Source organism: Streptomyces sp. 11-1-2 (assembly GCF_003595545.1).
Classification (GTDB): domain Bacteria; phylum Actinomycetota; class Actinomycetes; order Streptomycetales; family Streptomycetaceae; genus Streptomyces; species Streptomyces hygroscopicus_B.
In genome coordinates this window covers 4,048,027-4,070,155 of sequence record NZ_CP022545.1, presented here as the reverse complement: position 1 = coordinate 4,070,155, position 22,129 = coordinate 4,048,027, and the positions used below count along the sequence as shown (strand labels likewise).

The following is a 22,129-nucleotide window of genomic DNA, read 5'->3' as shown; positions in this document are numbered from 1 at the left end:
AAGATGGCACAGGACTGGAGGCTCTTCCAGGGCGGCGACACCGAGCCCCACGACGTGGAGACCTGGCCCACCGCCCCGCCGTGGCGGCGCTTCGGCGACGACGCGCGGCGCCGGGATCAGGAGCGGCCGCTGCCGTATCTGATCTCCGACGAGGACCGCGACGTCGTCAACATGGCGCTGCATCTGCACCGCCCGCTGCTGGTCACCGGCCGTCCCGGCACCGGCAAGTCGACTTTGGCCCACGCCATCGCCCGCGAGCTCAAGCTGGGCGAGGTGCTGCACTGGCCGGTCAACAGCCGCTCGACGCTCACCGAGGGCCTCTACTCGTACGACGCGGTGGGGCGGCTGCGCGAAGCCTCCCTCAAGCGGCGCGCCGACGAGACCGCCGAAGCCGAACCGGACATCGGCGACTATCTGCGGCTCGGCGCGCTCGGCACCGCGCTCCTCCCGGTGGCCAAGCCACGGGTTCTGCTCGTGGACGAGCTAGACAAGGGCGATGTGGACCTGCCCAACGACCTCCTTACGGTCTTCGAGGAGGGCGAGTTCGAGATTCCGGAACTGGCCCGGCTGGGGGAGGACAGGACGATCCAGGTGCAGATCTCCGGGTCCCGGAAGAAGGCCGGGATCCCCGGTGGCTGGGTCAGTTGCCGCGTCTTCCCCGTCGTCGTCATCACCAGCAACGGCGAGCGCGAGTTCCCCCCGGCGTTTCTGCGCCGCTGCGTCCGGCTCGACCTCAAGCAGCCCGATGAGCGGCAGCTCCAGAGAATCGTCACCATGCATCTGGGCGAGGAGATCGGCGCCCGGGCCCAGGAGCTGATCGCCGACTTCGTGGCCCGGCGCAACGAGCGGGAGCTGGCCACCGATCAACTCCTCAACGCGGTCCGGCTGCGGTCCTCCGGGGTGCGGGTCGACCAGGACGTCCTCGACAAGCTGTTCCGTTCGCTGAACGAAGTCGACGCGTAATGATCGAGCGGCTGTGCGCCCTGCTGGAGGACGCGGGCGTCGAGCTCTCCGAGGAGGAGCTGCGCGACGTCCTGTGGTTCGCCGCGACCACGGCCCCGGCGCGGAGTGAGGAAGGGGAACCCACGCCGTCCCCGGGTTCCGCCGGTCCCACCTCCGGCGCGGCCGACGGCGACGACGACGGGAAGGGCGACCAGCGGCAGCCCGCCGGGCCACCCACCGAAGGCGAGCCCGAGCCCGGCCCCCTCGTCCCCGCCGGGCTCTACGCCCCCGGTGCCGCCCGCCCCGCCGCGGCCCGCCCGGCGCGCGCGGTCGGCGTCCGGGGCGTCCGGGCGCTCCCCGCGGCGCGCGGCCTCTCCCGCGCGCTGCGGCCGCTGCGGCGGAGCGTGCCGTCCCGTACGTCCTTCTGCGTCGATGAGACCGCCACCGCCGAGTGGATCGCCGAAACCGGTCTGCCGGACGTGGTGCTGCGCCCCCGCCCGGAGCGCTGGCTGAGCGTCGCGCTCATCGTGGACGACGGCCCGTCGATGGTCCTGTGGCAGCAGCTCGCCGCCGAGGTGCGCGGACTGCTGGAGCGGCAGGGCGCTTTCCGCTCCGTACGGACCTACGGTCTGGACAGCGCCCAGGACGCCGCACCGGTGCTCAGGGCGCGCCCGTACGCCCCCGGCGCCCCGCGCCGCACCGCGCGCCAGCTCACCGACACCTCCGGCCGCACCGTGATGCTGGTCCTCTCGGACGGGGTGGGCCCGGGGTGGCGCGGCGGCGCGATTCCGCGGCTGCTGCGCCGCTGGGCCCGCCACTCGCCGGTGGCGGTCCTCCAGCCGCTGCCCGCGCGGATGTGGCCGGAGCGCGGCATGCCCACGCAGCGGCTGCTGGTCGACGCCGGCGGCCGGGAGGGCAGCCCGGGCCGCGCGCTGTCCGTGCGCCATCCGGTGCTGCCGCGCGGCCTGGTGTCGTACGACGGCAAGACGCCCGTGCCCGTGCTGGAGCTGGCCGAGGGCGAGCTGGGCGCCTGGGCGGCGCTCACCGGTACGGGCGGCAGCGGCGCGCCGCTGCCGGTGATGCTGCTCGACGGCGCGGAGAAGCCCGTGGCCGCGCGGGCCACGGCCCATGTCCCCGAGCCGACGGCCGAGGAGCGGCTGCGCCGCTTCAGGGGGGCCGCCTCGCCCGAGGCCCAGCGTCTGGCCGGGGCGCTGGCCACCGTCCATCCGCTGACGCTGCCGGTGATGCGGCTGATCCACCAGGCGGGCGCGGGGCGCGGGGAGCGGTTCCACCCGGCGCAGCTGGCCGAGGTGTTCCTGGGCGGGCTGCTGCGGAGGCGGGAGGGCGGCGCGGAGGAGTACGAGTTCCACCCGGGGGTCGCGGATCTGCTGCTGGACGCGGTCCGGACGTCGGACGCGCTGGAGACGGCGGCGCAGGTCACCGCGTTCCTGCTGCACCGCCAGGGCAGCGGCCCCGAGTTCCGCGCCCGGCTCTCCGGCGACCACGGGGACTCCCGCGTCGCCGAGGAGGCCCGCCCGTTCGCGGCGGCGTCCCCGGAGCTGCTGCAGCGGCTGGGGCTGCTCGAGGAGGGCCCGGACGATCCGGCGCCGCCGCCGGAGGTGCCCGAACGGCGGTCGGTGGCACCGGCCACCGCCGTCCCGCCTCGCTCCTACACCTCCGAGCAGGTCCAGCCGCCGGTGATGGCGGTGGTGCGGCGGATCGCGGCGGACGACGGGCTGCCGAAGTCGGTGCGTGACTACGTCGACAAGATGCTGGCCGAAGCCGACGAGCGCAACGAGGAAACCGGCTGGTGGGGAGTGCGGACCCTGCCCGATGTGGCCGAGCAGCTCATCGACGCCGGGTGGCCGGAGCACGTGGCCGAACTGCGGGAGATGGCGCGGGAGCAGATCGAGGGGCTCAGGTCCCGGGACGACCTCGAATCCCGCAACCTCCGCGGGCATCTGGCGATCACCCTGAACAAGCTCGGGGAGCACGACGAGGCGGAGCGCGAGCTGCGCGCGGTGGTCGCGATCTCGGGGAGGGTGCACGGCGCGGAGGCCGACTACACGCTCTTCGCCCGCGGCTACCTCGTCGACCTGCTGAGCGACGCCGGGCGGGCGGACGCGGCGGAGGAGGAGTGCCGCGCGCTGATCGAGGCGTGGGAGCGGCGGGACGACGACTCACGGTCGCATGTCCAGGACAAGCGCTTCAGGCGCGGGCGCCTGCTGCTGGACCTCGGGCGGGTGGCGGAGGCCGAGGAGGAAATCCGGGTCTCGCTGTCCATGGCGCGGGAACTGCACGGGCCCACGCACCAGGAGACCGTCAACGCACGTGCCTGGCTGACCACCGCGCTGCGGCGGCAGAACCGGCTCGACGAGGCGGAGGCCGAGATGCGGGCGGCGGTCGAGGACTGCGCGGCATCGGCGGAGTCGGAGGTGGACCCACCCCTGATGACGGCGCTCTTCACGCTCGGCGACATCCTGGACCTCGGGCAGCGCTACGAAGAGGCGGAGTCGCTGTGGCACGACCTGGTCGACAGGACCTCGGCGGCCCTGAGCCCCACCCACTGGCGGGTGCGCCGGGCGCGCCGTAACCGCGTCGATGACCTGCGCGGCCTGCGGCGGTACGCCGAGGCGGAGTCCGAGGCCGACGCGCTGGTGGCGGAGACGTTCGCGGCCGTCGGGGAGCGGCACGACGAGTCGTTGACCGCACTGCGGACGCGAGCGCTGGTCCTGGACGATCAGGGGCGGCACGACGAGGCGCAGACGGCCTACCGCGACCTCCTGGCACGGCAGACCGCCGTGCTCGGGGCCGAGCATCCCAACGCCCTCACCACCCGGCACCATCTGGCGGTCAGCATGGGGATGGCCGGACGGCACGAGGAGGCGCTGGAGGCGTACACCCAGGTGCTCCAGGACCGGATCCGCCTTGTGGGACCGGACGCGCCGGGGACGCTGGTGGAGCGCTACAGCCGCGCCGGGGCCCTGTCGAGCCTCGGGCGCGTGGAGGAGGCCGAGCAGGAGTACCGCCTGACCATGGAGGGGGAGGCCCGAGTGCTGGGGCCGGACGACCCGAGCGCCCTGCTGACCGTGGTCCAACTGGCCGCCCTGCTGCGCGACCAGAAGCGCTACGAGGAGTCCGAAGCCTTGTACCGCCGGGTGGTCGAGGGGCGCACGCGGTCCATGGGAGCCGAGGCCAAGAACACCCTGGCCGCCCGGCACAGCCTGGGCAATGTGCTCAACAAGATGGGCCGGTTCGCGGAGGCCGAGACGGAGATCCGGGAAACGCTCACGGCCCGGCAGCGCGTCCTGGGACCGGAGCATGCCAACACCCTGTGGACCCGGCACAACCTCGGCACCACCCTCAAGGGCCTCGGCCGCCTCGACGAGGCCGAGGCCGAGTGGCGGGCCGTGCTGGAGATCGGCGAGCGCGTCCTGGGCGAGGAGCACAACTGCACCGTCAAGACCCGCGAGGCCCTGGCCGGGCTGCGGGGGCCGGAGGACGACCAGATGTCCTGATGGGAACGGTCAGGCGTCCTGAGGGGGGATCCGGCTGTTCGCCCCCCTCGGGCGGCGAGCAGGGCTTCCCGTTCCCGCCGGGCGCGCCGTGGCGAAATATGGCGCGATCCGATCGCCATGCCGCTCCTCAGCACCCGCCGGGCGCCGCTCGCCAGTTCGGTCGGCGCGAGCCGTGCGCTGGCTGGGGGCTCGGCCGCCCCTCCCGGCGTGTCGCTCATCTGAGCAGCACCCCTCTCGTTGTATCCAAAAGGCGAGACAATGGGCTCTGACAAGGCGTGATTCTCGCCACTCTGATCGGGGTGTCGCTCATATGAGCAGGGATCGAGGGGTGATCCGACGGTCCTCCGCTGTGCTCACCTCTCCAATGCGTGGCACTCAGTGCCACCCTCTTGATGTTCGACACCTCGAACCAATGGTTACGTATAGTGAAATTCCAAGCGTCCGCCACGGGCGGAGGGTGGGTGTGTGTTCGAGGCTTGAAGACACTTCAAGCGAGCCTCGATCGGGCACCGTACTTTCGAACACGTGGCAGGCGGGTGGTTACAGCCGTATGACGGTGGAGTGGACCTGCTCAGGGGCCTTTGATCTGGGTACGCTCCCCGCCGTCAGGGCAGCCGAGCCGAGGAGATCGAGTCCCGTGCCGGAAACACAAGATCAGCAGAAGTTCGTTTACGACTTCACCGAGGGCAACAAGGATCTCAAAGACCTGCTCGGCGGTAAGGGAGCCAATCTCGCCGAGATGACCAATCTCGGTCTCCCCGTGCCACCGGGCTTCACCATCACCACCGAGGCATGCAAGGTCTACCTCGACAGCGGTGAGGAACCCGCGGCCCTGCGCGACGAGGTGAGTGCGCACCTCGACGCCCTCGAAGCGAAGATGGGCAAGAAACTCGGCCAGGCGGACGACCCCCTCCTCGTATCCGTACGCTCCGGCGCCAAGTTCTCGATGCCCGGCATGATGGACACCGTCCTCAACATCGGCCTCTCGGACCAGTCCGTGGCCGGGCTCGCCGCGCAGGCGGGTGACGACCGGTTCGCCTGGGACTCCTACCGGCGCCTCATCCAGATGTTCGGCAAGACCGTGCTCGGCGTGGACGGCGACCTCTTCGAGGAGGCCATCGACGACGCCAAGCAGGCCAAGGGCGTCACCGTGGACGTCGACCTCGACGCCGCCGACCTCAAGAAGCTGGTCGGCGAGTTCAAGAACATCGTCGCCAAGGAGACCGGCCGGGGCTTCCCGCAGGAGCCGCGCGAGCAGATGGACCTCGCCGTACGGGCCGTGTTCGACTCCTGGAACGGCGACCGCGCCAAGCTCTACCGCCGCCAGGAGCGCATCCCCCACGACCTCGGCACCGCGGTCAACATCTGCTCCATGGTCTTCGGCAACCTCGGCCCCGACTCGGGCACCGGCGTCGCCTTCACCCGCGACCCGGCCAGCGGCCACCAGGGCGTCTACGGCGACTACCTGCAGAACGCCCAGGGCGAGGACGTGGTCGCGGGCATCCGCAACACGGTCCCGCTGGCCGACCTCGAGCGGATCGACCAGCAGTCCTACGACCAGCTCATGCAGATCATGGAAACCCTCGAGACGCACTACAAGGACCTGTGCGACATCGAGTTCACCATCGAGCGCGGCAAGCTGTGGATGCTGCAGACCCGGGTCGGCAAGCGCACCGCCGGTGCCGCCTTCCGCATCGCCACCCAGCTCGTCGACCAGGGGCTCATCGACGAGGCCGAGGCGCTGCACCGGGTCACCGGGGCGCAGCTCGCGCAGCTCATGTTCCCGCGCTTCGACGACGAGGTGGCCTCCGGCGACACCGTCCAGAAGATCGGGCGGGGCATCGCCGCGTCCCCGGGCGCCGCCGTCGGCAAGGCCGTCTTCGACTCGTACACCGCCGTCAAGTGGTCGCGCTCGGGCGAGAAGGTCATCCTGATCCGCCGGGAGACCAACCCCGACGACCTCGACGGCATGATCGCCGCGGAGGGCATCCTGACCTCGCGCGGCGGCAAGACCTCACACGCCGCCGTCGTCGCCCGCGGCATGGGCAAGACCTGTGTGTGCGGCGCCGAGGAGCTCGAAGTCGACACCAAGCGGCGCCGGATGACGGTGCCCGGCCGGGACGGCAAGGACGGCATCGTCATCGAGGAGGGCGACGTCGTCTCGATCGACGGCTCCTCCGGCAAGGTCTACCTCGGCGAGGTCCCCGTGGTGCCCTCGCCGGTCGTGGAGTACTTCGAGGGCCGCATGCACGCGGGCGCCGACGACGCGGACGAGCTGGTGGGCGCGGTGCACCGGATCATGGCGTACGCCGACCGGGTGCGCCGACTGCGCGTACGGGCCAACGCGGACAACGCCGAGGACGCCGCCCGCGCCCGGCGGTTCGGCGCCCAGGGCATCGGGCTGTGCCGCACCGAGCACATGTTCCTCGGCGAGCGGCGCGAGATGGTCGAGCGGCTGATCCTCGCCCACACCGACGAGGAGCGGGACACGGCGCTCGATGGGCTGCTGCCGCTGCAGCGGGACGACTTCGTCGAGCTCTTCGAGGCGATGGACGGGCTGCCCGTCACCGTCCGGCTGCTCGACCCGCCGCTGCACGAGTTCCTGCCCGACATCACCGAGCTGTCGGTGCGCGTCGCGCTCGCCGAGTCCCGCAAGGACCACAACGAGAACGATCTGCGGCTGCTGCAGGCCGTGCACCGGCTCCATGAGCAGAACCCGATGCTGGGCCTGCGCGGCGTACGGCTCGGCCTGGTCATCCCCGGCCTGTTCGCCATGCAGGTACGGGCCATCGCCGAGGCCGCCGCCGAGCGCCGCAACGCCAAGGCCGACCCGCGGGCCGAGATCATGATTCCGCTGGTCGGCACGGTCCAGGAGCTGGAGATCGTCCGCGAGGAGGCCGAGCGGGTCATCGCGGAGGTCGAGCAGGCCCACGGCGTGGACCTCAAGCTCACCCTCGGCACCATGATCGAGCTGCCGCGCGCCGCGCTGACCGCCGCCCAGATCGCCGAGTCCGCCGACTTCTTCTCCTTCGGCACCAACGACCTCACCCAGACCGTCTGGGGCTTCTCCCGCGACGATGTCGAGGCCAGCTTCTTCACCGCCTACCTGGAGAAGGGCATCTTCGGCGTCAGCCCGTTCGAGACCATCGACAAGGACGGCGTCGGCGCCCTCGTCCGCGACGCCGCCCAGGCCGGTCGCGCCACCCGCCCCGACCTCAAGCTGGGCATCTGCGGTGAGCACGGCGGCGACCCGGAGTCCGTCCACTTCTTCCACGAGGTGGGCCTGGACTACGTCTCCTGCTCCCCGTTCCGCATCCCCGTCGCCCGCCTGGAGGCCGGCCGAGCGGCGGCGAACGGCCGGTAGGCCACCAGCCGATAAGGCCACCGGAGCCGGCGCCGGGAAACACCCACCCTCATCCCCGGCAGCGGCTCCGGATCTCAAAGGGGGCGGCACCTTGTGCGGAGGTGCCGCCCCCTCATTCGTCCGTCAGCCGAGGGGCGCGTCAGGTGAGCGGAGCCAGAGCCGCTGTCCGCCGGGGGACACGGTCAGCCCGAAGTCGCCGCTGTCCGGGCTGCCGTCGTTCACGTACGCCTTGTGCACGGCGGTGGCCTCCTCCCACAACTGGCGTGGGCCGTACTGCCACACCTCCTCGTGGGTGACCGTGGCCGCCGACCCGTTTCGATCGTGGAGCCAGATCTGATACCTGCCGTCCGGTGCTCCGTCGGCCATGACCACGCCCGGCAGTTTCGCGCCCGCGTAGAGGGCGAAGCCGAGGCCGGTCATGCTGTCGGCAGGAAACGGGCCGGTGCTGCCGTGCCGCCCGGTTCCGCTGTCCACCGGGACGTCCGGGCCGGGGCGCTCCGAGCGCATCGGCATGAACCGGGCACCGCCGATGAACCGGCCGGAGGCAACCCCATCGCCGCCTACGTCGAGCCGTACCAGCGTCCCGGACCAGAAGTCCCCCGCCAGCGGGGCGAGGATGAGCCCGCCCGGCTTGGTCTGCCGTACCCATGCGTAAGGGATGCGGCGCACCGAACAGGTCGCGATGATCCGGTCGTACGGCGCCCCGGACTCCCACCCCCGTGCCCCGTCGCCCCACACGACGCCGGGGCTGTATCCGGTTTCCTTGATGGCCTTCGCGGCCTTCTCCGCCAGCACCGGATCGACCTCGACGGTGGTGACGTTCTGGCTCCCCAGGCGCGCGGCGAGCAGCGCGGCGTTCCAGCCGCTGCCGGTGCCGATCTCCAATACGCGCTGCCCGTCGGTGACCTCCAGCGCGGCGAGCATGCGCGCCACCATCGTGGGCATGGAGTTGGACGAGGTCGCGATTCCCAGGCCGTCACTCCGCCCGTCGTCCACCTGCGTCACGATCGGCACATCCCGGTAGACGAGGTCCCACCATGCCGCGTCCGTCGTGACGGGGACGCAGGTGGCCCGCTGCTCCCAGATGTCGCCGGGGATGAAGTGGTGGCGTGGAACGGCGTCGAAGGCCGGGCGCCATGCGTCCGTGAGTTCGCCGGACGCGGCGAGGGCTTCCATGAGTGCCGCGTGACGTGGTCGCCAGTCCTCGGTCATGGACCCTCACTTCCCTTTCGGGGGCGGTGTGCCGTCCGGCGGGGGCGGCGGCGGGGGCGTCCACGGCTTGATCGGGGCGGGATCGCCCTTGTGCTTGTTCTCGACAGTCACAGTTCTACCTCCTGAGTACGGGCGCCTGGGCGCCTGTAAAGGCCCGCCCCGGCCGGGGCGGGGGGCTTTTCTGTGCGAGGACTCCACCCCGGCCCGGGGTCCCCCGATCGGGTCCGGAGTCCGGTCGGCGGTGCCTCACATGGCTTCCGCTGACCGGGCTTGTCGCGTGGCCGCCTCGTAGGCGCGGAGCAGCCGCTCGCCGGTCTCGCATTCGGCGCCGGGGGTGCGGCAGGCGAGGCAGCCCGCGGCGTGTTCGATGGCGGCGCGCCAGGCTTCGTCGGAGAAGGGGTCGGTGGTCTGCTCGGGGGTCGTCATCGGGTTCTGCCCTGGTCGAGGGCTCGGCGCATGGCGGCGGCTTGGGTTACCGCGTCGCGCGGGTAGTCCCGGGCGTGGGTGGGGCAGGCGTAGATGGTGGCGCCGGCGACGCTGCCGCTGTGCTCGATGGTTACGGGGACGGGTTCGTCGGTGGGTAACTGGCAGCGGTAGCAGAGCTGGCGGCCTTCTGGGACGGGGTCGAGTACGTCCTCGACGGCCTGACGCAGGGCGGGGGCCAGGTGGTCGGGGTCGGTGAGATAGCGGTCGGGGCCGAGCGGGATCCGCCAGTACGTTTGGTGCTCGGGCCCCCATGCGGCGGGTGGTACGCCGAGGAGGGTGCTTTCGTCGGCGAGTTCGGCGAGGACGCGGATCTGGCGCATGCACCAGCTACGGGCGGTGCGGATGCCGATCAGCCAGTAGGTCTTGCCGTAGGTGTTGTCCTGGATGACGGCGCCCGAGTCCCGCCCGAGCAGCTCCAGGGCGCGGTTCGCGACGGCGGTGGGCGCGGAGACGGCGTCCCACCATCTGCCCACCGGTAACGGCTCGATGTCCTCGGTGTTTGGCGGTGTCCACGGCAGGTTTCTGGTCGTCGTCATGGTCGGCTCCGTGCACGGTCTGTGTTCTGACCGTCACATCGTGCCGACCTGGCGGGGCGTCACGTTGCACTGAACTGTGCAACTTGACGGCGATTGTCCGTGCTAGAGGCCGATCCAGTCGGCGAACTCGGCTAGCTCGCTGCCGCGCGACCGCTCACGCGACCGCAGGGCGATGACCGCCTCGCGGGTCGTGGGGTGGTACCGCGTCTGCTGCGGCGCCGTCCGGCGCGCCTTCTGTAGGCAGTCGAGCGCCTGTGCCGAATCCCCGGTCCATACGTTTGCCCTGCTCAGGTCCAGCCAGTGATGCCCTGCCCGGGACCGGTCCCAGCGCTTGGGGAACCGTACGTCGTCCGCCAGTTGGACCGCCTGGTCGTACTCCTCCAGGTCGCAGGCGATCGCGATGGCGTGGACGCCGACGTTTGTCGGACCCCAGCCCACGCCGTAGGCCGCCGTCTCGCCGGTTCGTTCCGCCAGTTGGCGGGCCTCGGTTACGCGGGCCTCGACCTGGTCGGGGGCCTTCATGCGGCCGGCGATCACAGCCGCACGGAGCTGAAGGACACCGGCCATCGCGGCGAGACCCTCCGCACTCCGTGAATCCTGACCTTCCAGGTCCCGGAGGGTGCTGTCCACGATGCGCATGCCCAGGTCGTATCGGCTGGAGGAGAGGGTGGTCTGGGCGCGCAGGTAGCCGTACATGGCGGCGAGGCCCGGTTCGTCGGCGCGCGGCGCCGCCCAGTCCAGCCGTTGCAGGGCCACGGTGGCCAGGTCCACGTATCCGAAGGACCAGGCCAGCGTGAAGACGCACCGGAACGCCCAGGCCAGGCATTCATGGGCCTGCCGCTGCTCCTCGCCGCTGGTGGTGTGTATGGCCTGCACGCATTCGTCGATGAGCGCCGGGAGGTCGACAGCCATGGGCAGGTACTCGGCCTGCCGCCGCTGCACCAGGACCTTCTCCATGTCGGCGCGGATCAACGTGATCGGGCGGGCCGGGACCTGCCAGTCGAGGGGGATGTCCCAGTTCTCCATGCTGACCCGGATGGGCTGTATGACCTCGTCGAGCCGCTCGCGCCGGAGCTCCTGGGTATACGGCTGGCCGAGGAGTTCCGAGGTGGTCACGCTGAGCGCGCGTGCGCAGGCCGCGATGAGGGATGGCGAGGCGGGCCGCTGGCCGCACTCGACCTTCGACAGCAGGGACTTCGAGACGTTGGCGCGCATGGCCAGACCTTGCTGGGTCAGGTCGCGTTCGCGGCGGGTGCGAGCGATGCGTGCGCCGGTGTGTTCCTCGATGCTCTGCGGCATGCTGAACTCCGTTCTGGCCTCGACACTCAGAACGGTACCCGCGACCCGCTCCGCCGGTACGGCTGATCGGCCCCCATTTCGGTGAGGGCCGACGCGCCTCCTTGACACGACGGGACCGGCGCGGGTGCGGGGCGCCCGTCACCGACGCCCCGCATAGCGCAGCTCACCGATGTCCCCGCATAGCGCAGCGTCATCGCGACCGCGGAACTTAAAGGGGGCGGCACCTTGTGCGGAGGTGCCGCCCCCTCTCACTCCCCCCACGGGAGCTGTTGCCGCGCGCATCGGCTACGTGCGGCAACACAAGTGCCCAGTCGCCGTAACGTACTCGTCACCCCCCACGGGAACGAGCAATCTGGCTCTGAGCACCGCCTGTTGAATTCCGGACAGCCCCTGGAAGTGTTTACCGGCGGCCCCCGGTTTTCCTGGAGAACAGCTTTCCTCTTCCGGCGTCCGCGCCGCTCCCCGTTTCACATCTGGCCAAAAGGGCGTGGTGACTGACCGTGCCAGCGTGCATACTCATCGGTGATCGGGGGGCGGTCGCAATGTCACGTGTGGGGGTCTGGTGCTCCGTGTTCATTTCAGTGAACTCGATCTGGCCCGGCTGCGGATGGCGGTCCGACCGGACGCGCTCTGGGAAACCGTTTTGAGTTTCCATCGGCTGCGGGAGAACCGGGCCGAGTCCGTATACGGAAAATGGCGTTCGGAGGCGCGAAACCGACTCAACGGCGAAGCGCGGCTGCTCGCGCCGCTCATTCCCTCGCGCGGCTATTTCCCGGACTTCCTGACCCCCGCCGAAGGGGTAATCGGTTGCGACGCCGCGATGTCCGCGCTGCGCGCCATCCCGGGGGAGCGGCTGAACGCGGAGCTCGCCGGGCTTCCGGCGGCCTGGGCGCTTCCGGGGTGGATAAGGGATCTGGGGGAGGGCGAACGAAAGCCGCTGGACCGGCTGATCAGCACGCTGCGCGCCTACCACCAGGCCGCCGTCGCGCCGTACTGGGCGCATATACAGGCCCGGATCGAGGCCGACCGGGCGGCCCGGGGCCGCGCCCTGCTGGACGGGGGCGCCGATGGGCTGCTGGCCTCGCTGCCGGCGACGATGCGGTGGCGGGCGCCCGTGCTGGAGGTCGACTATCCGGTGGACCGCGATCTGCGGTTGCGCGGGCGGGGGTTGCTGCTCCTGCCGTCGTTCTTCTGCCGGGGGACGCCGGTGACGTTCCGGAACCCGGATCTGACGCCCGTACTGGTCTACCCCGTCGAACACGCCCCGTGCGGCCTTCCGCTCCGCCCCGGGCAGCGGCCCGCCCTCGCGTCGGGGCCCGGGGCCGGGGCGGCATCCGCGTCGGGGGCCGGGCCCGCCCGGACGCTCGGCAAGCTGGTCGGGCAGACCCGCTCGGCGGTGCTGCTGGAGGTCAGGGGCGGCTGTACGACCAGTGAACTCGCCCGCCGGGTCGGCGTATCGCTGGCCTCGGCCAGTCAGCACGCCAGTGTGCTGCGCGAGGCGGGTCTGGTGCACACCCTGCGCCAGGGCAGCGCCGTCCTGCACACGCTGACGCCGCTGGGCGCGGCGCTGCTGCGCGGCGGGGCGCCCGGAGAGCGCGTCTTCGGCTCACCGGCGCAGCTCCCGCCGGTCGCCACGAGCGGGCGGGGGCCGTCCGGGCGCGGATGAGGCTATTCGGCCCGACCGTACGGTGGGTTCTGCTCGGTGAGCTCAGGGACAGAGACCGGCCCGGAAGGTGAACGAGACGAGTTGCGCTCGATCACGTGCGCCGACCTTCGTCATGGCCCGCACCGCATGCGTCTTCACGGTGAACGGCGACACGGACATCTGGGCCGCGATCTCCTCGTTGCCGAGACCGCTTGCGACGAGAACGACCACGTCCCGCTCCCTGGGTGTCAGAGCGTCGAAGCGCCGCAGCAGTTCCTGGTCGATCACCGGGGGCGGACTGTCGGTCATATGACCGATGAGCGCGGCCGTCGCGGCGGCCGACAGCGCACCGCCACCGCGGACGACCTCACTGATTCCGGCGACGAGTTCAGCAGGGCTCACGGTCTTGCTCAGGAAGCCGTTGGCGCCCGCGCGAAGGGCGGCGAGAACGATGTCGTCCTGGTCGAAGGTGGTCAGCACGATCACCCGCAGCTCTTCGGGCGGGTGCTCTTTGCGGATCCGGCGGGTGGCTTCGACACCGTCGATGCCGGGCATCCGGATGTCCATCAAGACCAGGTCGACGGGGTGGTCCCGGAGGAAGGGGACGACCTGGAGTCCATCGGAGAGATCACTCGCGACAACCAGACTCGGGTCGAGCAGAAGCATCGCCCGGATCCCGGCCCTCATGTCGTCCTGGTCGTCGACGATCAGAATCCTCGTCATCAGATGACGGCTCCAAGGGGGCTGAACTCCGCACGGACCCGGAACTGTCCGTCGTCACTGTCGATCGTCAGCCGCCCGCTGGAGGACTCGACGCGCTCGCGCATCCCGATGAGTCCGAGTCCGCTGCCGGAGCCGGAGCCGGAGCCGGAGCCGGAGCCCGGGCCGGAGCCGCGGAGTGAATGACCGACACGGTTCTCCACGGTGACGCAGATCCTGCCCTCGCGCTCGCGCACATCCACCGTTGCCGCCCCCTCCCCATGCCGGTAGGCATTCGTGAGTGCTTCTTGAACGACCCGGTAGACCGTCACGCCGACACTGGGCTCCACGAAACCGGCGGGGATGTCGATGGAGGGTTGGACGTCGAGGCCGATGCTCTCGAACGAGGCGATCAGTCCTTCCAGGCCGCTCAGCGACGGAGTCGGCCGGAGCGCCTCGCCGTCGGAAGTGTCGTCTCCGACGCGGAGGAGCGCGAGGATCCGTTGCGTCTCGACGACGACGGTGCGCGCGCTGGACCTGGCCGAGACGAGGGCCTGCCGGGACGATTCGGCGTCCTCGGGCAGCCCGATTTCCGCGGCACCGAGATGCAGGCTCAGCATCGCCACTTGGTGGCCGATGACGTCGTGGAGGTCTCGTGCGATGCGGAGTCGTTCTTCGGTCACTCGCCGAGTGGCTTCGATCTCGCGGGTGGCGATGGCGCTTTCGGCCCGCTCCTCCAAGATCCACCAGTGGTCTCGATGGATGCGGAGCGCGGCCCCTGTCGCACCTCCCGCTATGGCCGAGAAGAGGGCGGCTGCTCCTACGATCGCGCCGCCACGAAATCCTCCCAACGTCATGAAGGCGCCCAGGAAGAACGCCGCCACGATGCCGGTTCCGGCCAGCGGCTGCTTTCCCCTGAGAGTGACCGAGAACAGCACGAGCACTGCCATCATCCACACCGACAGGGGGTCGTGGCCCACCGCTGTGACGGCGAAGGACGCCGCGCTCGTCACGACCAGTCCTGCCCATGGCTGCCACCATGAGAGGGCGACACCGCCACCGGCGAGGAGGACCGAGAGGGCCGTCGGCCCATCCGAGCCTCTCAGTATCACTGCCACGATCTGACCGGTGAACACCAGCGCGGCCACTGCATAGGCGGCTCGGTGCAGCGCCTCGGGGCGGCGGACCCACAGGGGTGCCGCGGGCCCGTCTTCACTGTTCTGCGCCTTGACCATGACCTGATTCTCGTTCACGCATGCCCAGGCCGTGTACTTCGAACGAAGTAGACGGCGCACCTGATTCGGCCGGTGGACACGGCAGAACTCATTCGATCGAAGCGGATGGCAGAACTACTTCGATTGAAGTACGTGGCCCGTCCCGAGACCGCTGAGACTCCTCATCGAGGCGACCGTCTCACACCATCACGATCACAACGGGACACCCGATGACTCAGACCACCGTAACTCCGACCACGACCACGACCACGACCACGACGGCGCCCTCCGGGCTCCGATCGCTCTACCTGATCCGAGTCGCCTTCTCCCTGATCTGGGTGGCACTCGTCCTCACGACCTCCGCCTCGCTCGTGTCGAGGGACAGGCCCACAGTGATCGCGGCCGTGCTGCTCATCAGCTACCCCCTGTGGGACGTCATCGCCACGCTCCTGGAGCGGCGGATGGCCGCCACCGGCTCCACGAACCGCGTCAGTACGATCAACGTGGCTCTCGGCCTCGCCACCACCACCGGAATGATCATCGCCGTCTTCTCCACCATCGGGACGGCCCTTCTCGTGTTCGGCATCTGGGCCCTCCTTTCCGGAGCGATCCAGCTCGTCGTGGCGATCCGACGCCGGCGCACCGTCGGCGCCCAGTGGCCCATGGTCATCAGCGGCGGGCAGTCCGTCCTCGCCGGTGCCACCGTCGCCGCCACGTCCGCCTCGGCGACGAGCGGCCTGTCCACCGTCGCCGGATACTCGGCCTTCGGTGCCTTCTGGTTCCTCGTCTCCGTCATCGCCCTAAGCATCCGCGGCGGCTAGTCCTTTCGGCCCTCGGCCATCGCGTGGTCCTCCGCCGTCCCCGGTGTGGCTCCGGTGGCGAGTTCGCCCGTGGCCACCTTGCTGTTCCGGCGGCCCCAGCACAGGTAGATCAGCAGTCCGGCCGCCATCCAGCCCAGGAACCGGGCCCAGGTGATCAGCGGCAGATTGCCCACCAGCAGCAGACACAGCAGCACCGCGACGGCGGGCACGACCGGCACCCATGGGGTGCGGAAGCCGCGCCGCAGGTCGGGGCGGGAGCGGCGCAGGTAGACCACGCCGACGCAGACGACGATGAAGGAGGTCAGCATGCCGATGTTGCCCAGCTCGGCGAGGTCCCCGATGGGCAGCACCGCCGTCATGAACGCGACCAGCAGCCCGAGGGTCCAGGTGATCCGGCGCGGGCTGCGGGTGACCGGGTGGACGTGGGAGAACCACTCGGGCAGCAGCCGGTCGCGGCTCATCGCGAGGAAGACCCGGCTCTGCCCCAGCAGCATGATCATCACGACCGTGGTCAGCCCGCAGATCGCGCCGATGCCCACGATCCGCACCGCCCAGTCCGCGCCCGCCGCCTTGAGGGCGCCGGTGATGGGGGCGGCGTTGTCCAGCTTGGAGTAGTGCTGCATCCCGGTCACGGTCAGGGCGACGGCGACGTAGAGCACGGCGCAGACGGCGACGGTGGACAGCAGCGCGATGGGCAGGGTGCGCTGCGGGCGCTTGGCCTCCTCGGCGTTGCTGGCCATGATGTCGAAGCCGGAGTACGCGCCGAAGATGATCGCGCCACCGGTCAGGATCCCGGCCATGCCGAACGTGGCGTCCGCGCCAAGACCGGCCCACCCCAGCAGCGGCTGCTCCCACATGTCGCCGTTGCCGCCGACCGGTTGGGACGCCGGGATGAACGGCGACCAGTTGGCCGCGTCGATATGCGTCACCCCGATCGCGAGGAAGATGACGATGGCCACGAGCTTCACCATCGTCATCGCCGTGTTGATCCGGGAGGTGGTGCGCACCCCGGAGGCCAGGACGGCGGTGAGCACCAGGATGACCAGCACCGCCGGGATGTTGACGGCGGCGTCCGGGCCGGAGACGGAGGCCGGGAGGTGGATATCGAAGGTCGCCAGGAAGTCGGTGACGTACTGCGACCAGCCACTGGCCACCGCGCCCGCGCCCATCGTCATGTCGAGGATGAGGTCCCAGCCGATGAGCCAGGCCACCAGCTCCCCGAGCGAGACATAGGCGAAGGTGTAGGCGCTGCCCGCCACCGGGACGGTGCTGGCGAACTCCATGTAGCAGAGCGCGACCAGGGCCGTGGCCACCGCGCCGATGCTGTAGGAGATCGCGATGCTCGGCCCGGCGTAGTTCGCGGCCGCGGTGCCGGTCAGCACGAAGATGCCCGCGCCGATGGTGACGCCGATGCCCATGAGGGTGAGCTGGAGCGGGCCCAGGGCGCGGGCCAGCCGCGTCTCGGGGCTCGCTGCGTCCTCGATGGTCGCTTCGATGGATTTGTTGCGCATGGCGGTGGTCACTCCTTCGCTGGGCCCGGCGCGACACGGCGGACGACGACGCTCTGAGCAGGACGGTTACGCCGTGAGCGGGACGGCTGCGCCGTGAGCGGGACGACTACGCCCTGAGCAGCACTCCGGGGAGGTGCTCGGCCAGTCGCTCGTAGTCGGAGACGGTGTTGTAGAGATGGGCCGAGAGCCGCAGGAAGCCCCGCCCGTCCCACGAGGTGATCGCGGTCTCGCAGCCGGTGTCGGCCGCGATCGCGCGCTGCAGCACATGGGAGGCTTCGTGGTCGGCGGCGAGACCGGCGGGCAGCGGGACCAGCCGCATCGCCGGGGCCTCGCTGCCCCCGACGGCGGTCAGGTCCGCGCCCAGGGCGTCGGCCAGCAGCCCCTGGGCCACCTCGGCCAGCTTGGACATCCGCTCGCGGGCGGCGTCCCAGCCGTACGTCTCCTCGATGAACTCCAGCGAGCGCGGCGCCGCGAGCCAGGCGGTGAGGTCCAAGGTGCCCTGGACGTCGAAGCGCTGCGGGAACGGGTCCGGGGTGCCCCAGGAGTCGGTGAGCGGCCACAGATCCTGGGCGTCGGGGCCGCGCGCGACCAGCGCCGCCGTACCGCGCGGCGCACAGCACCACTTGTGCAGATTGCCGACCCAGAAGTCGGCCGCCCCGGCCAGGCCGACCGGATCGGCCAGCATGCCGGGCGCGTGCGCGCCGTCGACCAGGACCTTCGCCCCGACGGCGTGGGCGAGCCGGGCGATCTCCGCCACGGGGAAGAGCCGGGCGGTGGCCGAGGTGATCTGGTCGACGACCACCAGCGCGGTGGCCTCGCTCAGCGCCCCCTCGACGACGGCCGCGATCTCCTCGGCGGTCGCCTCCAGCGGGATGTGCAGCGTCCGCACCCGGGCCCCGGCCCGTTCGGCGGCCCGTGCCGTGCCCATCGCCACCGCGCCGTAGGTGTGATCGGTCAGCAGCACCTCGGCGCCGGGCGGCAGGGTCAGAAAGCCCAGTACGGTGCTCACCCCGGCGCTGGCGTTGGCCACCAGGGCGGTGTGATCCGCCGGGACCCGCAGAAACCGCGCCACGGCGGCCCGCGCCCGGCCCACCCGCTCGGGCAGCTCGCGGAACCACGCGTCCGGGTTGGTCTCCATCTCCTCGCGCAATGCCCGCTGGGCGTCCTGAACGGTGCGCGGCACGGCGCCGAACGAGCCGTGGTTGAGATGGACGACCGAGGGATCGAGCGTCCAGCGCGACGGGGCGGCGGCCATAGGTCCCTTCCTGGTTGACTGAGGGGAGGTGAGCGAGTTGTCCGACGAGTTGTCCGATGACTTCGTCGAGCTTCCGGGAACCGTAGAGGGATCTCGCTGGTCTGACCAGGCCCTTGACGTAAAATGGGCGTAACGAAGTCGACAGATAGCGTGGAGTCATCTAATGACTCGGCCGGATGGTCAGGAATGGGTGGCCATCAATGGGTGGCCGGAAACGGGTGGGCAGGAAGGGGTGGCCGGATGGCCGCGACCGATGAGGCTGCGGACGGGCTGCGCGCCATGATCGCCAAGGGTGAGCTGGCGCCCGGCCGGCAGCTCCCCGCCGAGCCCGAGCTCTGCGCGCGGCTCGGCGTCTCGCGTGGCTCGCTGCGCGAGGCCGTGCGCTCGCTCGCCGCCCTCGGGATGCTGGAGTCCCGCCACGGCGCCGGCACCTTCGTATCGGCGCTGCGCCCCGGGCAGATGCTGGCCGGGTTCGCCGCCACCGTGGACGTCCTGCCGCTCGACGGGCTGCTGGAGCTGTTCGACGTACGCCGCCCCCTGGAGGCCCAGGCCGCCGCGCTGGCCGCCGCCCGCGCCGACGAGCAGGTTCTCGCCCGGCTGCGCGAGGTGCAGAAGCGGCTGGCCGCCTCGGAGGACGAGGCGGAACGGCATGCGCTGGACCGGGAGTTCCACTCCACCCTGTGCCAGGCCGGCGGCAATGAGGCGCTGGCCGCCCTCGCCGATGTGCTGCGCGCCCGGGGCAGTCACTACAGCATCTACGGCGCCCCCGAGGCCGACACCATCCGGCTGGCCAGCGACCTCGGCCATGAGGCCCTGATCAACGCCGTGGCCGCCCGCGATCCGGCGGCGGCCGCTGCGGCCGCCACCTCGCATCTGTCCCAGACCGAGGTCTGGCTGCGGCGGTACGGCCCGGCCCCGGACGGCGGCCCGGCGCACTGACCGGCGTCCAAGCGGGTCAGAGGAAGTCCGCCACGGTTCGGGCAGCGTCCCGAAAGGGGCGCGGGGCTGTGTCGATGTGCGGCTCCGCCGCGTGGGCGCGACCAGCCACGACGGCGACGCAGTTGGCCGACGACGCATCGCGACACTTCCAGCGGAGCGCTTAGAGGTGGCGCGGAAAGGGGTGCGGTCATGGTCGGCGGTTCGGGCGTTCGTCCCAGCGGTGAGTCATCCATGCTCGCCGGATCAGGCTGCGCACGGTGATGATCGTGTCGGTGAGGTCGAAGAATGCGTTGACGACGGGGGCGCGCCGCTCGTAGCAGCGGGCGAGCCGGTGGAAGGCGTTCTGCCATGCATGGGTGCGTTCGACGTGCCAGCGCTGACTGGCCTGGATGGGCGCCTTCTCGCCTTTGTGCGCGATGTGGCCGTGCAGGCCGCGTTCGTCGAGCATCGTGCGGGTCTTGTTCGAGTCGTAGCCGACGTCCAGGTGGACGGTGACCTCGTCGGCAACGGACCCAGGTCGTTCAGGCGGTCCAGGGTCGGGGCGAGCAGCGGGGAGTCATGGCAATTGGTCCCAGAGCGGTTCGGTCAGCCATGACGGAAGCGCAGGCATGGGTCTCCTCGGTGATCACAGAGCGTCAGCAACTCCATGATCAACGGGACCTGTGCCCGCTCGGCTACCTACCTTCCCAACCGCGCCTGTCCGCGCGGCCGAACAGCGTTGTCAAGCTTGCGGCTACTTGCGCCATCCACTCCCCTGCCCGCCGTTTCCGGCGCTTCAGTCGGTCGTGTTCCCGACAGGCCCGGCGAACCAGGGTGGTCGACCTGACCACTCGACAACGCGCGTGCCGGCAATGGCCTGAGGAACTCTTCCCACGGAGCCTCTGCGCACGGATGGCGAGAGCTTGGGCACTCAGATGCTGTTGGCGATGCGCTCGTGGTCCCGTTCGCCCTCGCGGGTCTGGATACCAGCGGCGAGCAGCTTGTGGGCGAGCTCGGTGACCTCATCGCCGAACGCCGCGAACAGGCCCTCGTTCTCAACGGCGTACGCCGCACGCGGAATCGGCTGCGCGACCGCGTCGACCGCAGCCTTCGTGATGGAGATCACCTCCGGCCGGAGGCCGGCGATCCGTCGGGCGAGGGTGTCGACGAAGGAATCGAGTTCTGCGGCGGGCAGGGCACGGTTGATCAGGCCATACCGTTCCGCGAGCTCCGCGCCCACGAGTTCGGCGCCGAGGATGAGCTCCAGCGCTCGGGCCCTTCCTGCCAGGCGCGTCATGTTCACCGTGCCTCCGCCTCCGGGGAGGATGCCCATCAAGGACTCCGGCTGCCCCTGCCCCGATTTGCCGATCGCCGCGAATCGCATGTCCAGGTACATGAAGAACTCGTTGCCCGCGCCGCGCGCGAAGCCCGCCAGCTTGCCGATGGTGACCTGCGGCAGCGAGCGGACCTCCTCGCTCATCGCCTGGAGGATGTTCAGGCCTTCCGGGACGGTCGAGCCCGGCGCGGCCGCGATCGCAGCGCGAGTGGCTGCAGGCAGCGCGTCAGGGTCGGTGAGGTAGGCCATGTCACCGTGCGCAACGAAGAACTCCGGGTCAGCGCTCTCGAAGACAATGACGCGGACGTCGGCGTCGTCCCGCACACGCGCGACGAATGCCCGGAGTGACGGCAGGAGGACCGCGTCCATCAGATTGAGCGGCGGGTGATCGATTGTCACCGTCGCGACCCCGTCCGAGACGTCGATCGTCAGGGCGGGAAGGTCTTCGTAGCTCATGAGGTGGCTCCATATCGCGGTAAGGGACGGCCCGTGACCGGGCCGCCGGCTGGGGACAGTGTCGCGAATCTCAGCATCGCGACTGACACTGAGTATCAGGTTAGAAACCTGTACCCGAAGAAGCAAACGAGTGTGTAGGAGTACACTCGTCCCCATGAGCGCAGCGCCAGTCGGTACCCGTGAGATCAGCCGCCACGCGGTGCGAGCAGAGCTGGCCCGCGTCGCGTTCAACCGGTTCTGCCTCACCGGCTTTGACCAGGTCACCTTCGCCGACCTCTCCGAAGCCGCCGGAGTGTCGCGGAGCACCTTCCTGCGCTACTTCGGCACCAAGGAAGACGTGGTCCTGTTCGTCTTCGACCCTGTCGGTGACGTCATCACTGACGCGCTCGATGCCGAGCGGGCCAACCAGGACGACTGGAGCAGGCTGCGCAACGCCCTGGAGTCAGCCGTGAGGTTCCTCGTGCGCGACGTCCAGGAACTCGTGACGATCCTCGGCCTCATCGAGCAGACCCCAGCCCTGTGCGCACGCCTCCGCGAGAAGCAGGCTGAATGGCGACCAGAGATCGTCGCCCGACTGCAGAAGACAACCTCCCCGACCGACGGGCCATCGGTCATCGCCAACGTTCGCGTAGCGGCGGCGCTCGAAATCTTGTGGATCGTCCTCGGGCAATGGAGCGCGAGCGACGGCCAAGAGGACCTCGGCAAACTGCTGGACGCTGCGTTCGCCGCCTTCTCGACCCCGGCATGCCAGCAGACGGACGCTCCGTTGTAAAGGGCCGAGGCGGCGGCTTCCTCGGCGGTGCCGAAGCAGCTGAAAGGAGTGGTCGACCCGGCGGCGGTGATCGCGTCGTCGGAGTCCAGCCCCGGCCGCGAGTGCAGGAGTGGGGTGTCGATCCGGCCGAAGCGGACGGTGTCCA

At 70.5% G+C, this 22,129-nt stretch carries 16 protein-coding genes and 1 pseudogene; 7 read left to right on the top strand and 10 right to left on the bottom strand.

Going from position 1 to position 22,129, the window contains the following annotated elements:
- Window positions 1-3: 3 nt before the first annotated feature.
- The 3 genes from CGL27_RS17340 (at window position 4) to ppdK (ending at window position 7,824) form a co-directional block, all read left to right on the top strand.
- Window positions 4-963 (top strand): MoxR family ATPase, encoded by a 960-nt coding sequence (locus CGL27_RS17340; protein WP_119988205.1) that lies wholly within the window; start codon window positions 4-6, stop codon window positions 961-963.
- The gene (locus tag CGL27_RS53160) at window positions 963-4,460 is read left to right on the top strand and encodes a tetratricopeptide repeat protein (protein WP_119988202.1); all 3,498 of its coding nucleotides are present in this window, start codon (window positions 963-965) and stop codon (window positions 4,458-4,460) included. The genes CGL27_RS17340 and CGL27_RS53160 overlap by 1 nt, the downstream gene beginning before the upstream one ends.
- Window positions 4,461-5,097: 637 nt before the next feature.
- Window positions 5,098-7,824 carry a pyruvate, phosphate dikinase gene (gene ppdK / locus CGL27_RS17330; protein WP_078641308.1) on the top strand — a complete coding sequence of 909 codons (2,727 nt, stop codon included), beginning with the start codon at window positions 5,098-5,100 and terminating at the stop codon, window positions 7,822-7,824.
- Between the two features lie 123 nt (window positions 7,825-7,947).
- Here the strand turns inward: ppdK and CGL27_RS17325 are convergent, their stop codons facing one another.
- The 4 genes from CGL27_RS17325 to CGL27_RS17310 form a co-directional block, all read right to left on the bottom strand.
- On the bottom strand, window positions 7,948-9,036 hold the full coding sequence (locus CGL27_RS17325) for a methyltransferase domain-containing protein (RefSeq protein WP_119988199.1): 1,089 nt from the start codon (window positions 9,034-9,036) through the stop codon (window positions 7,948-7,950).
- Window positions 9,037-9,282: 246 nt separating this feature from the next.
- Window positions 9,283-9,462: a hypothetical protein gene (locus CGL27_RS17320; protein WP_078641306.1), complete on the bottom strand. Its 180-nt coding sequence runs from the start codon at window positions 9,460-9,462 to the stop codon at window positions 9,283-9,285.
- A complete protein-coding gene (locus CGL27_RS17315; protein ID WP_078641305.1) occupies window positions 9,459-10,058 on the bottom strand; it encodes a hypothetical protein in 600 nt (199 codons plus the stop codon). The genes CGL27_RS17320 and CGL27_RS17315 overlap by 4 nt, the downstream gene beginning before the upstream one ends.
- Before the next feature lie 102 nt (window positions 10,059-10,160).
- Window positions 10,161-11,357: a helix-turn-helix transcriptional regulator gene (locus CGL27_RS17310; RefSeq protein ID WP_119988197.1), complete on the bottom strand. Its 1,197-nt coding sequence runs from the start codon at window positions 11,355-11,357 to the stop codon at window positions 10,161-10,163.
- A gap of 562 nt (window positions 11,358-11,919) precedes the next feature.
- Between CGL27_RS17310 and CGL27_RS17305 the strand changes: the two genes are divergently transcribed.
- Window positions 11,920-13,023, top strand: coding sequence for a helix-turn-helix domain-containing protein (locus CGL27_RS17305; protein WP_119988194.1), 1,104 nt, complete (start codon window positions 11,920-11,922; stop codon window positions 13,021-13,023).
- Between the two features lie 42 nt (window positions 13,024-13,065).
- Here the strand turns inward: CGL27_RS17305 and CGL27_RS17300 are convergent, their stop codons facing one another.
- On the bottom strand, window positions 13,066-13,725 hold the full coding sequence (locus tag CGL27_RS17300; protein WP_119988191.1) for a response regulator transcription factor: 660 nt from the start codon (window positions 13,723-13,725) through the stop codon (window positions 13,066-13,068).
- Window positions 13,725-14,936 carry a histidine kinase gene (locus CGL27_RS17295; RefSeq protein ID WP_119988188.1) on the bottom strand — a complete coding sequence of 404 codons (1,212 nt, stop codon included), beginning with the start codon at window positions 14,934-14,936 and terminating at the stop codon, window positions 13,725-13,727. The genes CGL27_RS17300 and CGL27_RS17295 overlap by 1 nt, the downstream gene beginning before the upstream one ends.
- Before the next feature lie 209 nt (window positions 14,937-15,145).
- On the opposite strand from CGL27_RS17295, the gene CGL27_RS17290 reads away from it, so the two are divergent.
- Window positions 15,146-15,736 (top strand): DUF308 domain-containing protein, encoded by a 591-nt coding sequence (locus tag CGL27_RS17290; RefSeq protein ID WP_119988186.1) that lies wholly within the window; start codon window positions 15,146-15,148, stop codon window positions 15,734-15,736.
- On the opposite strand, the gene CGL27_RS17285 is transcribed toward CGL27_RS17290, so the two are convergent.
- Entirely contained in the window at window positions 15,733-17,247 is a 1,515-nt protein-coding gene (locus tag CGL27_RS17285; RefSeq protein WP_119988184.1) for an amino acid permease, read from the bottom strand. The genes CGL27_RS17290 and CGL27_RS17285 overlap by 4 nt on opposite strands.
- A gap of 106 nt (window positions 17,248-17,353) precedes the next feature.
- On the bottom strand, window positions 17,354-18,502 hold the full coding sequence (locus CGL27_RS17280) for an aminotransferase class V-fold PLP-dependent enzyme (RefSeq protein WP_119988181.1): 1,149 nt from the start codon (window positions 18,500-18,502) through the stop codon (window positions 17,354-17,356).
- 240 nt (window positions 18,503-18,742) lie between these two features.
- Here CGL27_RS17280 and CGL27_RS17275 point away from each other — a divergent pair, with 240 nt between their 5' ends.
- Window positions 18,743-19,441 carry an FCD domain-containing protein gene (locus CGL27_RS17275; RefSeq protein ID WP_119988179.1) on the top strand — a complete coding sequence of 233 codons (699 nt, stop codon included), beginning with the start codon at window positions 18,743-18,745 and terminating at the stop codon, window positions 19,439-19,441.
- 187 nt (window positions 19,442-19,628) lie between these two features.
- Here the strand turns inward: CGL27_RS17275 and CGL27_RS17270 are convergent.
- Both CGL27_RS17270 and CGL27_RS17265 read right to left on the bottom strand, forming a co-directional pair.
- Window positions 19,629-20,017: pseudogene (locus CGL27_RS17270) on the bottom strand (transposase); the annotation flags it as partial.
- A gap of 334 nt (window positions 20,018-20,351) precedes the next feature.
- Window positions 20,352-21,212 carry an enoyl-CoA hydratase/isomerase family protein gene (locus tag CGL27_RS17265; protein ID WP_078641296.1) on the bottom strand — a complete coding sequence of 287 codons (861 nt, stop codon included), beginning with the start codon at window positions 21,210-21,212 and terminating at the stop codon, window positions 20,352-20,354.
- Window positions 21,213-21,366: 154 nt separating this feature from the next.
- On the opposite strand from CGL27_RS17265, the gene CGL27_RS17260 reads away from it, so the two are divergent.
- On the top strand, window positions 21,367-21,984 hold the full coding sequence (locus tag CGL27_RS17260) for a TetR family transcriptional regulator (protein WP_119988176.1): 618 nt from the start codon (window positions 21,367-21,369) through the stop codon (window positions 21,982-21,984).
- Window positions 21,985-22,129: the final 145 nt, after the last annotated feature.

Bases quoted from the DNA above. Each gene is read 5' to 3' on its own strand.
- CGL27_RS17295 (WP_119988188.1), bottom strand. From the start codon at position 14,936: ATGGTCAAGGCGCAGAACAGTGAAGACGGGCCCGCGGCACCCCTGTGG.
- CGL27_RS17300 (WP_119988191.1), bottom strand. From the start codon at position 13,725: ATGACGAGGATTCTGATCGTCGACGACCAGGACGACATGAGGGCCGGG.
- CGL27_RS17315 (WP_078641305.1), bottom strand. From the start codon at position 10,058: ATGACGACGACCAGAAACCTGCCGTGGACACCGCCAAACACCGAGGAC.
- CGL27_RS53160 (WP_119988202.1), top strand. From the start codon at position 963: ATGATCGAGCGGCTGTGCGCCCTGCTGGAGGACGCGGGCGTCGAGCTC.
- CGL27_RS17285 (WP_119988184.1), bottom strand. From the start codon at position 17,247: ATGCGCAACAAATCCATCGAAGCGACCATCGAGGACGCAGCGAGCCCC.
- CGL27_RS17320 (WP_078641306.1), bottom strand. From the start codon at position 9,462: ATGACGACCCCCGAGCAGACCACCGACCCCTTCTCCGACGAAGCCTGG.
- CGL27_RS17310 (WP_119988197.1), bottom strand. From the start codon at position 11,357: ATGCCGCAGAGCATCGAGGAACACACCGGCGCACGCATCGCTCGCACC.
- CGL27_RS17265 (WP_078641296.1), bottom strand. From the start codon at position 21,212: ATGAGCTACGAAGACCTTCCCGCCCTGACGATCGACGTCTCGGACGGG.
- CGL27_RS17340 (WP_119988205.1), top strand. From the start codon at position 4: ATGGCACAGGACTGGAGGCTCTTCCAGGGCGGCGACACCGAGCCCCAC.
- CGL27_RS17260 (WP_119988176.1), top strand. From the start codon at position 21,367: ATGAGCGCAGCGCCAGTCGGTACCCGTGAGATCAGCCGCCACGCGGTG.
- CGL27_RS17290 (WP_119988186.1), top strand. From the start codon at position 15,146: ATGACTCAGACCACCGTAACTCCGACCACGACCACGACCACGACCACG.
- CGL27_RS17275 (WP_119988179.1), top strand. From the start codon at position 18,743: ATGGCCGCGACCGATGAGGCTGCGGACGGGCTGCGCGCCATGATCGCC.
- CGL27_RS17325 (WP_119988199.1), bottom strand. From the start codon at position 9,036: ATGACCGAGGACTGGCGACCACGTCACGCGGCACTCATGGAAGCCCTC.
- CGL27_RS17280 (WP_119988181.1), bottom strand. From the start codon at position 18,502: ATGGCCGCCGCCCCGTCGCGCTGGACGCTCGATCCCTCGGTCGTCCAT.